The 14140-nt window shown below is 35.0% G+C and carries 14 protein-coding genes; 12 read left to right on the forward strand and 2 right to left on the reverse strand.

The genetic code is table 11. The annotated features are described in order from the left end of the window. Window positions 1-175 precede the first annotated feature (175 nt). The 6 genes from GQ598_RS08105 (at window position 176) to GQ598_RS08130 (ending at window position 8968) form a co-directional block, all read left to right on the forward strand. Complete coding sequence (locus tag GQ598_RS08105) at window positions 176-1438, forward strand: MFS transporter (RefSeq protein ID WP_160403535.1); 1263 nt, start codon at window positions 176-178, stop codon at window positions 1436-1438. A 70-nt stretch (window positions 1439-1508) separates the two neighbouring features. Continuing rightward, entirely contained in the window at window positions 1509-2921 is a 1413-nt protein-coding gene (gene uxaC / locus GQ598_RS08110; RefSeq protein WP_091346425.1) for a glucuronate isomerase, read from the forward strand. Window positions 2922-2944: 23 nt separating this feature from the next. Further along, a complete protein-coding gene (locus tag GQ598_RS08115) occupies window positions 2945-4408 on the forward strand; it encodes a tagaturonate reductase (protein WP_160403537.1) in 1464 nt (487 codons plus the stop codon). A 13-nt stretch (window positions 4409-4421) separates the two neighbouring features. Then, complete coding sequence (locus tag GQ598_RS08120; RefSeq protein ID WP_160403539.1) at window positions 4422-5921, forward strand: UxaA family hydrolase; 1500 nt, start codon at window positions 4422-4424, stop codon at window positions 5919-5921. Between the two features lie 93 nt (window positions 5922-6014). Further along, window positions 6015-7517, forward strand: coding sequence for an MFS transporter (locus tag GQ598_RS08125; protein ID WP_160403540.1), 1503 nt, complete (start codon window positions 6015-6017; stop codon window positions 7515-7517). 128 nt (window positions 7518-7645) lie between these two features. Further along, the gene (locus GQ598_RS08130) at window positions 7646-8968 is read left to right on the forward strand and encodes a glycoside hydrolase family 28 protein (RefSeq protein ID WP_160403542.1); all 1323 of its coding nucleotides are present in this window, start codon (window positions 7646-7648) and stop codon (window positions 8966-8968) included. Between the two features lie 123 nt (window positions 8969-9091). Here GQ598_RS08130 and smpB read toward each other — a convergent pair whose 3' ends face one another. Further along, complete coding sequence (gene smpB, locus GQ598_RS08135; RefSeq protein ID WP_091346417.1) at window positions 9092-9574, reverse strand: SsrA-binding protein SmpB; 483 nt, start codon at window positions 9572-9574, stop codon at window positions 9092-9094. Between the two features lie 33 nt (window positions 9575-9607). Here smpB and GQ598_RS08140 point away from each other — a divergent pair, with 33 nt between their 5' ends. The 5 genes from GQ598_RS08140 to GQ598_RS08160 are packed head-to-tail and all read left to right on the forward strand — an operon-like array spanning window position 9608 to window position 11527. Next, window positions 9608-10078, forward strand: a complete 471-nt coding sequence (locus GQ598_RS08140; protein ID WP_202112722.1) for a type II toxin-antitoxin system RatA family toxin — start codon at window positions 9608-9610, stop codon at window positions 10076-10078. Beyond that, window positions 10071-10349 carry an RnfH family protein gene (locus GQ598_RS08145; protein WP_202112723.1) on the forward strand — a complete coding sequence of 93 codons (279 nt, stop codon included), beginning with the start codon at window positions 10071-10073 and terminating at the stop codon, window positions 10347-10349. Before GQ598_RS08140 ends, GQ598_RS08145 begins: the two co-directional genes overlap by 8 nt. 16 nt (window positions 10350-10365) lie before the next feature. After that, window positions 10366-10800, forward strand: coding sequence for a zinc uptake transcriptional repressor Zur (gene zur / locus GQ598_RS08150; RefSeq protein ID WP_091346412.1), 435 nt, complete (start codon window positions 10366-10368; stop codon window positions 10798-10800). Then, window positions 10788-11144, forward strand: coding sequence for an EamA family transporter (locus tag GQ598_RS08155; protein ID WP_091346410.1), 357 nt, complete (start codon window positions 10788-10790; stop codon window positions 11142-11144). The genes zur and GQ598_RS08155 overlap by 13 nt, the downstream gene beginning before the upstream one ends. Next, window positions 11144-11527 (forward strand): multidrug efflux SMR transporter, encoded by a 384-nt coding sequence (locus tag GQ598_RS08160; RefSeq protein ID WP_091346408.1) that lies wholly within the window; start codon window positions 11144-11146, stop codon window positions 11525-11527. The genes GQ598_RS08155 and GQ598_RS08160 overlap by 1 nt, the downstream gene beginning before the upstream one ends. Window positions 11528-11726: 199 nt before the next feature. Here GQ598_RS08160 and GQ598_RS08165 read toward each other — a convergent pair whose 3' ends face one another. Then, complete coding sequence (locus GQ598_RS08165) at window positions 11727-11942, reverse strand: DUF4177 domain-containing protein (RefSeq protein ID WP_160403544.1); 216 nt, start codon at window positions 11940-11942, stop codon at window positions 11727-11729. Between the two features lie 461 nt (window positions 11943-12403). Between GQ598_RS08165 and GQ598_RS08170 the strand changes: the two genes are divergently transcribed. After that, entirely contained in the window at window positions 12404-13978 is a 1575-nt protein-coding gene (locus tag GQ598_RS08170) for a hypothetical protein (RefSeq protein WP_160403546.1), read from the forward strand. Window positions 13979-14140 lie beyond the last annotated feature (162 nt).

Raw genomic sequence — 14140 nt, forward strand, 5'->3', positions numbered from 1 at the left:
ATTAAATAATATTGTTCTATTTTTTTCAATTTAAGAGACCATTCATCAAAGATAACTTACAAATGGTAAGTTTGTCATATAATTTATGAGTTTTAATTATGTGATGTATGTCAACTTTTTTAGTTGTCATACATGTTAATATGGGCCAAGATATAAGCATACTTGGAGTATTAATATGTATAAAACAATTAAAAACTTAAGATGGTATATGATAGCGTTAGTAACCATAGGAACAATATTAGGTTATCTTACACGAAATTCTATAGCTGTTGCTGCTCCTGTTTTGAATGAAGTAATGGGTCTGACAACTCAACAATATTCGTATGTCGTCGCGGCATATTCAGCTTGTTATACTATCATGCAGCCTGTTGCAGGATATATTTTAGATCTATTAGGTACACGGCTAGGTTATGCCGTTTTTGCTTTATTATGGTCTGTATTTTGTATTAGCACTGCATTTTCAGGCAGTTGGGTTGGGCTAGCATTTGCACGTGGTGCGGTGGGTGCAACTGAAGCTGCTATGATTCCTGCTGGCTTAAAAGCAACTAGTGAATGGTTTCCCGCGAAAGAAAGATCAATTGCGGTTGGTTGGTTTAATTTGGGGTCGTCATTAGGTGCTATGATTGCTCCTCCGTTAGTTGCATGGGCTATTTGGTTCCATAGTTGGCAATGGGCATTTGTTTTATGTGGCTTATTAAGTTTTATTTGGGGGATTTTTTGGTTCATACTTTATCGTCATCCAACTAAACAAAAATATTTATCTGAAGAGGAAAAGAAATATATTTTATCTGGTCAAGAGGCTAGTCATCAAACTTCCAACACTGAAAAATTACCAGCTAGTAAAATCCTTGCCAGTCGACGTTTTTGGGGTATTGCATTGCCAAGATTTTTAGCTGAACCAGCTTGGGGGACGTTTAACGCTTGGATCCCTTTATTTATGTTTACTGCCTATGGTTTTGACTTAAAACAAATAGCAATATTTGCTTGGATGCCAATGTTATTTGCTGATATTGGGTGTGTGCTTGGTGGGTATATGTCTCCATTTTTTCAAAAACGTTTTAATGTTAGTTTGATTAACTCTCGTAAATGGGTGGTTACTGTCGGGGCAGTATTGATGATAGCACCAGGTTTAATTGGTTTATTCTCAAGTCCTTATGTCGCTATATTTTTATTCTGTATTGGAGGCTTTGCTCATCAGACATTATCAGGTGCTTTAATTACCTTATCATCAGATGTTTTTGGCCGAAATGAAGTAGCGACAGCAAATGGCTTTACAGGTATGGCGGCGTGGTTAGCAAGTACAATTTTTGCGTTAATTGTTGGCGCACTTGCTGATACTGTTGGCTTTAGCCCACTATTTATCATTTTAACTTGTCTTGATCTTTTAGCTGCTGTCGCAGTATGGACAATTTTAAAAACACCGACAACAAATGAATAATAATTAATTTGATTACATATGATATTAACCTATGTAATTAAATAGTTAATACTACATTATGGAGAAGAAAATGTTTTTTTTAACTGAAGATTTTTTACTAGACACAGAATTTTCTCGTCAGCTTTATCATAATTATGCTGCTGAACAGCCGATTTTTGATTACCACTGTCATTTACCACCTGAACAAATTGCTCAAGATTATCAATTTAAAAACCTGTATGACATCTGGTTAAAAGGTGATCATTATAAATGGCGTGCGATGCGTACTAATGGTGTTGCTGAAAAATTTTGTACTGGTACTGACGTAGATGACTTTGAAAAATTTAAAGCTTGGGCTGAAACCGTACCACATACCATAGGCAACCCTCTATATCATTGGACTCATTTAGAGCTTCGTCGACCATTTGGTATTGATAATATTTTATTATCTCCATCAACTGCTGAAGTGATTTGGAATAAATGTAATGCAATGCTAGAAACTAAAGCTTTTTCAGCCCGTAGCATTATGAAAAAAATGAACGTCAAAATGGTCGGTACTACTGATGATCCGATTGATGATTTAGTTCATCATAAAACGATTGCACAAGATAGCTCATTTGATATTAAAGTGTTACCAAGTTGGCGCCCCGACAAAGCGTTTAATATTGACTCTGAATTTTTTGTTGCTTACTTAGAGAAATTATCTGCGGCTGCAGATATGACAATATCAAGCTTTCACGTACTTTGCCAAGCGTTATCAAAAAGAATGGATCATTTTGAGCAACATGGTTGTAAAGTGTCTGACCATGCATTAGATACTGTTGTTTATGAAGAAGCCTCAGAACAAGAGTTAGATACTATCTTAACTAAACGATTGTCGGGTGCTATGTTGAGTGCTAAAGAAACAGCACAATTTAAAACGGCAGTACTTATCTTTTTAGGTGGTGAATATCACAAACGCGGTTGGATACAGCAGTATCATATTGGTGCATTGCGTAACAATAACTCGAAAATGTTTAATTTGATGGGACCTGATGTGGGCTTTGATTCGATTAATGATTCACCAATTGCTCAGCCACTATCTCGTTTGTTAGATGCACAAGCAAAACAAAATGCATTACCTAAAACAATACTCTATTGTTTAAATCCATCTGATAATGAAATTCTAGGTACGATGATAGGTAATTTTCAGGGAGAAGGTATTCGCGGAAAAATGCAATTTGGTTCAGGATGGTGGTTTAATGATCAGAAAGACGGCATGATTCGTCAAATGACTCAACTTGCGCAACTTGGTTTATTAAGTCGTTTTGTCGGTATGTTAACTGATAGCCGTAGTTTTCTTTCTTATACTCGGCACGAATATTTTAGGCGCATTTTATGTCGCATGATTGGCCGTTGGGTTGAAGATGGCGAAGCCCCTCGTGATATCGAGTTATTAGGTCAAATGGTCAAAAATATTAGTTTTGATAATGCTAAAAACTATTTTGGTATTGAATTAAGTTAACTAGTTAAAAAAGAGTGATGCTCATGAAGACATTAAACAGAAAAGACTTTCCCGGCGCAAAATATACTACACGTATTGTTCAGTTTGGCGAAGGTAATTTTTTACGTGCATTTTTAGATTGGCAATTAGACATCCTTAACGAAAAAACAGATCTTGATGCTGGCGTTGTTGTTGTTCGCCCATTAAATACAGACTTTCCACCATCGTTAAATACTCAAGATGGATTATATACTACACTGATTCGTGGTTTAAATGAACATAGTGAAGCAGTAAAAGAATTTAGGATGATACGTTCAGTCAATGATGAGATAAATGTTTATACTCAGTATGATCAATATCTTGAATTGGCTAAAGATCCGAATATTCAATTTATTTTTTCTAATACTACCGAAGCAGGCATCAGTTATGTTGAAAGCGATAAACTTACTGATAAGCCCGCTATTAGTTATCCCGCTAAACTAACTGCTTTTTTACATGAAAGATTTTTACATTTTTCTGGCAGTAAAGAAAGCGGGTTAATCATAATTCCTTGTGAATTAATTGATTATAATGGCGATGCACTTAAAAAATTAGTACTTAACTATGCTCAACAATGGCAGTTATCAGATAAATTTGTTTCATGGATCGAAAATGATAACTTATTTTGTTCAACATTAGTCGACAGAATTGTGCCCGGTTATCCAAAAGCACAAATAACCGAACTAGAAGCCGAATTAGGGTATAAAGATAATTTCATCGATACTGCTGAGTATTTCTATTTATTTGTTATTCAAGGACCTCAATGGTTAGCTGAAAAACTCTGCCTAGATAAGTGCAATATGAATATCAAAATTGTTGATGATATTAAACCATATAAAGAGCGAAAAGTAGCTATTTTAAATGGTGCACATACTGCATTAGTACCTGTTGCTTATCTTGCCGGGATTGACACTGTGGGTGAGTCAATGAATGACCCTCAAATCTTATCTTATATTAAAGATACGATTTTTGATGAGATTATCCCTGTTTTAGATTTACCTCATCAAGAATTAGTGGATTTTGCGGAGTCCGTGATTAGCCGTTTTAAAAATCCATTTATTGAACATCAATTAATGTCAATAGCTTTAAATAGCATGACAAAATTCAAAACTCGGATTCTTCCACAATTACTTGCTTATCAAAAAGAGAAAGGTGTATTACCTAAACATTTAGTCTTTTCTTTTGCGGCTTTAATCGCTTTATATCGAGGTATTCGTAATGAACAAAATTACTCATTACAAGATGATGCCATTTGGTTAGAGCGTTTTCGTTCTGGATGGATGAAAATTGCTGAAGGTCGAGGAACTTTGGCTGATTTAGTTAACACTATATTAAGTGATAATACTCATTGGGAGCATGATTTACTAAGTATTCCTCAATTAGCGGAAACAATAACTCAGTATTTAGCTACCATCATCGAAAAAGGTGTACGCCCTGCGATTGAACAATGTGGTATTAGTGGTAAATAGAATGAGCGATGTAATGATTAAATTTATAAAAATAAATAACAAAGATAATGTTGGTGTAGCATTATCAGATTTGGAAGCACACGAAGCCAATATTGTGGTCGATGGTCACCATATTGATCTACAACAATCTATCAAACAAGGGCATAAATTTGCTCTTAAAGATCTTGAGCAAGGTGAAAATATTATTAAATATGGTTTGCCTATCGGGCATGCAACTTGCTCAATTAAAGCTGGTGAACATATCCATTCGCAAAATTTGAAAACCAATTTGAATGATATTGATGATTATCAGTATCATCCACATTTGTCTAAAAATGATTCATTACACGAAATACCAGACAAGGAAGTGCAGATTTACCGTCGTAAAAATGGTCAAGTAGGTATTCGCAATGAACTTTGGATTATACCGACTGTGACATGTATTAATGGTATTGCACAACAAATTGTTAAACAGTTTTGTGATGAGTTAAATAATCAATTAGAAATTGATGGTATTACCGTGCTTGAGCATCCTTATGGATGTTCTCAATTAGGACAAGATCATAAAAATACCAAAATTATTTTACAAGATTTAGTCAAACATCCTAATGCTGGAGCAGTGTTAGTGATTGGACTAGGTTGTGAAAATAACCAAATATCTGAGTTCAAAGCTGATTTGGGCGAATATGATGAGTCTCGAGTCAGATTCCTTGTTGCGCAACAAGAAACAGATGAAGTTGAATCAGCTTTAAGTCACCTAAGAGAACTTTACGCTATTATGAAAAATGATAAGCGGGAATTAGGTCGATTAAGTGAATTGAAATTTGGTTTAGAGTGCGGTGGTTCGGATGGTTTTTCTGGTATTACCGCCAACCCAATGCTTGGGTTATTTTCTGATTACGTTATTTCACATGGTGGAACTAGTGTACTTACTGAAGTGCCAGAAATGTTTGGTGCTGAAAATATTTTAATGTCGCATTGTGTTGATGAGTCGACCTTTGATAAAACAGTGCATATGATTAATGATTTTAAACAATATTTTATTTCAAATAACCAACCTATTTATGAAAACCCCTCACCAGGAAATAAAGCTGGCGGTATCACCACACTAGAAGAAAAATCACTTGGCTGTACTCAAAAAGCCGGTGGAAGTGAAGTTATAGATGTCCTTAAATATGGGCAAATGTTAACAAAACAAGGACTTAATTTGCTCAGTGCTCCAGGAAATGATGCGGTTGCGACAGGTGCTTTATCTGCAGCAGGGTGCCATATGGTGTTATTTACAACAGGTAGAGGAACGCCTTATGGTGGAGTTGTACCTACTGTCAAAATTTCTACTAATAGTCAATTAGCAGAAAAAAAAGTGAATTGGATTGATTTTGATGCAGGAAAGCTTATCCATGGAGTTTCAATGCAATCACTATTAACAGAATTCATTGAGCACATCGTTCTTATTGCTAACGGAAAGAAAACATGCAACGAAAAAAATAATTTCAGAAATTTGGCCATTTTAAAAAGTGGCGTAACTCTCTAAAAATAATTATTCATTTATTAGTTAATGATGTCATTAAGTCACTTTGACTTAATGCAGGAGGCTTTTTTTTATAAATAATATAGGAATCATATTATGGAAAATAATAAAGATAAAAAAATCACATGGTTAGTAAGATTTTCCTACGGAAGTGGTAATTTAATTGGTAGTGGTGCACTTGCAATTAGTGGTGCATGGTTGCTCTATTTTTATACGACATTTTGTGGGTTAACCGTTGTTCAAGCCGCAGTAATTTTCTCTATTGCGACTTATTTGGACGTAATCTTGAACCCATTAATGGGCTTTATTACCGACAATTTTTATCAAACTAAAATAGGTCAACGTTTTGGGCGGCGTCGATTTTTTATCCTAATGGGTATTCCATTGATGACGATTTACCCAATGTTATGGATTAATGGAATGGGATTTTGGTATTACCTTATTACATATATTCTATTTGAAATCATTTATACCAGTATTATGATTCCATTTAATACCTTACCTGTTGAAATGACTTCTAATTTTTCTCAGCGTACTTATTTAACTGGTTCAAAAGCAATGTTTGGTAAAGTAGCTAATTTCTTAGGTGCTGCAATACCGGGGGTTTTCTTTTACTTTTATAGTAAAGAGTCAGCAACTCCGTTTTTGTTAACTGGTATTACTTATGCTGCGATTATGATGTCGGCGTTAATTTTGCTCTATTGTAACAGCTGGGAAAAACCAAAAGAGCAAGTTAAAGATGAACATGTACATAGCTTTTTTGAAGCAATCAAAAAACTTTTTATTGATATATTTTCGACCTTCCGTATTAAAACTTTTAGAACTCATTTAGGAATGTATTTGTTTGGTTTTGGTGCCGAATGGTTATTTACTGCTGTATTTACTTATTTTATCGTATTTAGCTTAGGTGAACCACGATCATTTGTTGCCTCAATGAACTCTTTGAGTAGTATTTGTCAATTATTTTCAACTGCTTTCTTTATGATGTATTGTGCCAAAAAAGGCTTTAAAAAACCGTTCATTATTGCGTTACTGATTGTTGTTTCATCAATGATTGGTTATGTCGGCATCTACTATTTTAATCTTCCTCAGGCGACTTGGATTGTTATTGGTATTACCATTTGGTTTGGTTTAGGAACTGGCGGTGTTTATTACATTCCGTGGAGTGTTTATGTCTTCCTTGCTGACGTTGATGAAGTAGTGACGAATCGACGCCGTGAAGGTGTTTATGCTGGCGCGATGACAATGGCAGGAAAATTAGTTCGCGCATCTATTGTATTTATACTTGGTATTATATTAAGTGCTTATGGATTTGAATCAAAATCACATGTACAGCCGCAAAGTGCCATTGATGCTATTAATGGCATTATTATTTATGGTGTTATTGGCATGGCATTGATTGGTTGTTTCTTTGCATGGAGAATGAAACTTGATCATGCTACACATTCAGTCATTATTAATGAAGTTGCACGTATTCGACAAGGTGGAAAAATGGAAGATGTTACCCCTGAAACCAAAAAAGTAGTCGAAGAATTATCAGGTATTGCTTATGAAAAATGCTTTGGTAATAACAATATTGGTTTTAAACAAAAAGTGTAACGACAAAATAGAATTTATTAAATAAATTATCAGGATTAATTATTGCAAATTCTGTTATTTATTCGTTAATTAATAAACGGTCAATAAAAATTATTTAATTACCGTTTATAAAACAGTAAGGAAAAATAATGACAACAGTATCAGTAATAGATTTTGGCGCTATTGGTGATGGGAAATCAATGAATACCATTGCTTTTGAAAAAGCAATACAGCATATTAAAAAATTAGGCGGAGGAACAGTCGTTGTTCCTTCAGGCATTTATTATACAGGGGCAATTCAACTCTGTAGCAATTTAACTTTTGTTATTGAGCAAGGTGCAACTTTACTATTTTCTAATAATTCAAATGATTATCCTATTGTTAACTCGCGTTGGGAAGGCGTAAAACAAGATATATACATGCCGTGTATATATGGGAAAAATATTGAAAATGTGATTATCACTGGTGGCGGTACAATTGATGGTAATGGTCAAAAATGGTGGCATATTTTCCGTAATGAGCGTAGTAGCCTTAAATATCCAAGACCTTATCTGATTGGATTTGATTTTTGTGAACGAGTAACTATTGAAAAACTATTTTTAACTCAATCACCAAGCTGGACGGTACATCCAATGGAATCAAATAATGTGGTTGTAGATAATGTATCGATTTTAAATCCTGCTGACTCACCAAATACAGATGGAATTAACCCAGAATCTTGTCGTAATGTTAGAATATCAAATTGTTATATTGACGTGGGGGATGATTGTATTGCGATTAAAGCAGGTACAGAAGAAACAGCTGAAAAAAGCCCTTGTGAAAACATTTTAATTACTAATTGTAATATGATTCATGGTCACGGAGCTGTAGTGTTAGGTAGTGAAATGAGTGGCTGTATTAGGAATGTGACTATTACTAATTGTGTGTTTCAAAAAACCGATCGTGGGGTGAGATTTAAAACTCGCCGGGGTCGAGGTGGAATAATTTCGGATATTACTTTTAGCAATATTGTTATGGACGAAGTACTCTCGGCATTTGTCATGAACTACTATTACTATTGTGGACCTAAAGGTAATGATCCTATTGTTTGGAATAAAGAGGCATTACAAGTTAATGAATCAACACCAGCATGTAATAATATCAGTTTTTCTAATATTATTGCGAAAAATGTCCGAGCTTATGCTGGATTTTTATATGGTATTCCTGAATCACCAATATCTAATATTTCGTTTGATAATATCCGGATATCAATGCAAGTTAATGCTCAAGCAGGGGAAGTTGACATGTTTAAAGATGTCAAACCTGAGGCAGGAAAAGGATTTTTTATCGAAAACGCAGATAGCATTTTATTTAACAATGTAATTATTGATAATATCGCTAGCGAACCACTGAATATTAGAAACAGCACGAACGTTTATGTTAATCAATCATTTGTCAAACAAGATGGTAAATTAGTAAGTCTTACGGTTTAATATTATCGCCAAAAATAACCGCTTTGTAGCGGTTATTTTTTATAGCAACAATTAAAATATGAATAGTTGTTAGTAGTTAGATGCTTTTTAGCTACATTGAAAAAACAGTATAAAGTAAAGTCGCTATCGATTTGCATTTTTCATAATGCGTGCTTTATCAACTTGCCATTGACGTTCTTTAATATCAGTGCGTTTGTCGTATTCTTTCTTCCCTTTGGCAACACCAATTTTTACTTTTGCCCATGCGTTCTTCCAATATAAAGAAAGGGCAACAACGGTATAACCTTGGCGATTAATTTGACCAAATAATGAATTGAGCTCTCGCTCATTTAGTAGTAACTTGCGATTACGCATTGGTTCGCAAATAACATGCGTCGAGGCGACATTTAGTGGTGTAATGGTTGCCCCAAATAGCCATGCTTCACCGTCTTTGAGTAGAACATAGCTATCACTAATATTGGCCTTGCCTGCTCGCAGTGATTTCACTTCCCAGCCTTGCAGGGATAAGCCCGCCTCGATTTCTTCTTCAATGAAGTACTCATGGCGTGCTCGTTTATTTAATGCAATAGTTGCCGAACCTGGCTTGTGTGATTTTTTCTTAGTCATAATGTGCGTTATTATAGAGTTACGTGATATTATATGCTACTAATTTTACTTTTTTATTTTATTATTATGGCACATGTTTTTCACGAAGTTATCGAACCTTATTCAATCGAGCAAATGTTTGCTTTAGTCAATGATATTGAAAAATACCCAGAATTTGTCCCTGATTGTATAGCAACTGGTATTATTAGAAAACAAGATAATACTATTGCTGCATTTATTGAGGTTGAAAAGTTTGGTTTTAAAAAATCGTTCACTACATTAAATCAAATCAATGAACCTAATTCAATTGATATGAGACTTTTAGATGGTCCATTTAAACAATTATCAGGGCGATGGCAATTTGTTGAAATTGCTGAAAACAAAAGTAAAATTAGTTTGAATTTAAATTTTGAATTCAAAAATAAATTATTAGGTATGACTTTTACCCCCGTTTTTAAAGAAGTCATGACGGGTATGGTTAATGCGTTTTCAAAACGAGCAAGGCAGATTTATCAAGATGATTAATATTCAAGTTGTTTATGCGTTACCGAATAACTCCACAGTCATTGATTGCAATGTTGACGAACAAACGAATGTCTTGCAAGCAATTACAAAATCCAATATCTTAACGATATGCCAAATAAAATTAGATGAGCATTTAATTGGCATTTATGGAAAGCGTTGTAATCTTAATGAATTGGTTAAAAATGGTGATCGTATTGAACTATACCGCCCTTTAATCAATGATCCTAAAGAAATAAGACGAAAAAAAGCGACACAAAAAAATCATCACTAAAGGCAAAGGAAACCAAATGCATAATATGCTAATTGAAAAAATTGAAACTTTATGCAAAAAACGTGGTATTAAACTGACAACGCAACGTCGAACTGTCTTAGACATCATGTTAACGGCTAATAGAGCAATGAGTGCGTATGATCTTCTTGATCTACTTAAAGTCAGCGAACCACAAGCTAAACCGCCAACAATTTATCGTGCGCTTGAATTTCTACTTGAGCAAGGCTTTATCCACAAAGTGGAATCTTCGAATAGCTATATTATTTGCCCACATTTTCAAGACCCAGAACATATATCAATTTTATTGATTTGCGATAAATGCCAACAAATTATTGAAAAACACTCTGAGCAAATTGAAGAACAGCTAAAACAACTTGCGCACCAAAATCAATTTTTAATAAAGCATAGCGTGCTTGAAATACATGGACTTTGTCAGCAGTGTCAACCTTAATTATCGTTCTTTGGTTAATAAATATTGTTTGCGACACCGTTGGGCAAATTGCGTTCAAGTATGCGGCGATCACATCTCCAAAAAAGCAAGGCTTATGCTATTGGCAAAAATTATTTGGAAATTTCTGGCTTTGGATAGGCTTTGGTGCTTACTTTCTTGGGTTTATTTTTTGGTTGGCATTTTTAAGTCAAGTGCCATTATCGGCAGGCATTTTATTGGGATCCTTTAATATTATCACAGTGATGTTAGCTGGACGGATCTTATTTAAAGAACACCTTACTTTGTTCCGAATCGTGGGAATATTTTTTATCACGACTGGCGTAGTATTAGTGGGGCTCACTTAATGAAAAAATTTTATATCATCGGTTTTATTTTATTGCTATTTTTTGACACCTTTGGGCAAACTAGTTTTAAATTAACCGCACTATCAGCCTTGCCTTTTGAAGCTAGTTTTGATTGGTTAGTCCGAATTTTTACTTATGGTTGGGCTTACTTAGTTATGCTGGGCTATACAGGGGCTTTTATTACTTGGATGGTATTATTAAAAAAAGCACCAGTAGGTCCTGCGTTTGCGGCTTCTCATTTACAAGTGGTTACAGTTATGCTGGTATCTGTTATTGTTTTTAATGAACAAATTACCATTACTCGGTTATTAGGTGCGTTATGTATTATTATTGGCATCATTTTCCTTGCCTTGGCCGAGCAAAGATTGCAGCGTACATCCTAGTTTTTAGCTTCTTATATTGAAATTTATATTTAATTATAAAAAATAGGTGATATTACTTTGTGTATGGGGATTAAGTTGAGTTTATTTAGGGGAGAGTGAAAACTGTATTGATTCCTAATCTAACTATCAGACATTCCTTATCTATTTTTACTTTGTTAGACAATTATATGTAAAAATAGATAAGCAAATTCAGTTTTATTTAGTTTCGTTCTCGTTCAAGTACCACTAAATAAGCTTCTCTTTTCCAAAATAAAAATAAGCGACGCATGTCTTTTTCCATGGTAACAACTCGCCAACCTTGTTCTGCATTTTTATTTAAGGCTTCAGTAAATTTAACCTCATTAACATTAGCGTTACCCAAAAGTAACGAAGACAAAGTTCCTTCTTGAAAAACAATAACCTTATATTCTTTCATATAATTAATTCCTTAGCTTTTAATAAATCATTATTTTTAATAATAAGTCACTCCAAAAATGGGACGGCATTATATACTTTTTAATTTTTTACTTTCAAGAGCATAATCAGTTTGTTTAAAAATAGATACGTTTAATCGATTTTTGTTCCATCAATTGTTAACTAATGTATATACAATTAAAAAATTAGCCCAAAAAATGTTCAAAAAACATTGATTTTATTAATGTTTTTTTGTTCGCTATTTTCTTATAAAAAAATATTTATTTACACTCACCTAAAAAGTTTTTCCAACTAAAGTTTCAATACTAAAACTAACAAAACATTACAAAACTTTAATAAAAAAAAGTGGTTATCTGTTTTTAACTAGTTATACTTTGAAAGAAAAACTACTCAAATAGAGTATAAAACCAATATAAAACTATTGAAAATAAAATTCAAAAGTTACTTGACAGGTAAGAAATTATGAAGAATTGTTTCAGTATCATTTTTGGTATTAAACCTCAGGTTTGCCAAGCCTATATATTAAATTTGCTTAATTATCTCTGTCGTCAAAAACAGATGCAATACTTATTTTCATCACGGAACTTAGCGAAATCGCCGAGGTTCAAATTCTTATCTTCCTTATCACCGTTAACCTTTGCGTCGTTGTTGTTATTGCCGTATTCGTTTGATTCGCAGGCGTTATCGGCGAAAACCACAAGGGTTATTGAGGGTAGTGCACCGTATTTTACGTTTGATGGGGGACGAACTAGGGTGACAAGAGATGATTTACTTACCATCACTTTGCCAGATGGTACGAGGGGCACCCCTTCATCCAATACTTCAAGTATAACAAATCCGATTCTAGTAAGGAATATAAGTTCTCTTGATGATATACACACGGTGGTGCCATCGGGGACAAATACAATGAGTTTTAGTGATTTAATTACTCAAGGTAATTGGGGAGATGATGATGGAGATGGACAGGGTGCAAGTGGTGTTACCGCATCGGGGAATATATCGGTATCGTTTACGGATAGCGATGGCAATACGGTTAATCGTAGTGATGCATTGGATATATGTAATGCTCCTTATAGGGTAAGGTTAGTAAATACAGAAGGAAGTTTAACTACTCAGTATGGAGTGCCAAGGAGTAGTAGTTTTAGTGGAGCTACGGTGGATTATTATATCAATCCGTATAACACTGTTGCTCGTATTTGTCACGCAAGGCCGAATCTTACTATTGGCACAATGCATCACGCCGGCCCATCTAACATATGGTCTCCTACAAAAGGTTTTTTAGTTCAGTCAACAAGTCCATCATCTTACAACCGAAACTTTCCGACAACGGGTGCTGATGGGTTGTATTTTGATTTAGACATAGGTGGAGTAGATGGAAGTCAGTTGACGTGGTCTGTTGTCACGAATGGTAGTATAAGAGCAACGGTAAGTTGGACAAGGCCGCTAACAGGTACATTCACAGACCCAAAAGGATATACGGAACAAGCCGATGAATGGATTAGAGATAAATCTAGTAATGTAACACGGGTAACGTTGCATGGTCCTAGGGCTGATAGTGCTCAGATAAGTTCAAGTAATCCTAGTCCTCTAGATGTACCCTCTTTGCCACAGACATTTGAGTTGGTGGGTAGGGATAGTCATGGTAATGAGGTGAGGTATGGATTTGTGTTAAAGCAGTGGTTCCTCCATCGAGGTGGTGAAGTCGATACTCCGTCTAACCACTCATCTTGGTGTAGTCGTTTGGGTTATCGTATTGCTAGGGTAAGTGATTTAACCAATGCAGGCAGAACAGATTTTCCTAGTATTTCTATTGCCACGCCGTCATCAGGTTATAATAATTACTCGCGACAAATAGGTGCAGGATTTTTTTCTGAGTGGGGTTGGATGGGCAAATACTCCAATGCGAGCTTCGTCAACTACTTCTACTGGACGAGTGACTTGGTAGGTAATAAGCAGTTCTATGTCAACTCGACCGGCGGCTACGTCACTTACGACCACATATTATATAAAAGCAATGGCGTTTGCGTCACACCTTAGCTTTTAATATTTAATCTTTGGGCCGCGGGGGGTATGGTGTAGATAGAGGACAATCTAACAAAGAATCAAGCCCTCAAGCAAGTTGGGGCGTTTTCCCTTAGGGTTGCGCAGTTGTGGCGAAGTCACAATCGCGCCGCCCCCGCCGTCGCCAACGCTAAAAGC

It is taken from the genome of Gilliamella sp. Pas-s95, from assembly GCF_009795795.1.
Taxonomy (GTDB): domain Bacteria; phylum Pseudomonadota; class Gammaproteobacteria; order Enterobacterales; family Orbaceae; genus Gilliamella; species Gilliamella bombicola.